Raw genomic sequence first — 251 nt, 5'->3', positions numbered from 1 at the left:
CGCGGGCAGCGGGTGGCCGCGGCGTAGGAGCAGCGTATGACCGGCGGCGAGCGTGCGCACGCCCGCGACGAGGCAGGTGTCGTCGGGCACGTACCCGTAGGCGAGGTAATCCTCGACCGCGGATCTGTCCGGCACGCGCCGCAGCAACGGGTGCGCGAGCAACCCCTTCAGTTCCGACGCGAAGGCGACGCAGCCGTCCGACAGTTCCGCATAATGCAGCGGCTTCACTCCAAACCGATCGCGCGCGAGGC

1 pseudogene is annotated in these 251 nt (G+C 70.5%); it reads right to left on the bottom strand.

The features are described from left to right. Positions 1-251: pseudogene (locus tag AC0CH8_RS19010) on the bottom strand (asparagine synthetase B); the annotation flags it as partial.

The organism is Sphingomonas sp. AC435 (assembly GCF_979253005.1).
Note: the sequence above shows the minus strand (reverse complement) of the source record. Positions and strands in the feature narration are given on the sequence as shown.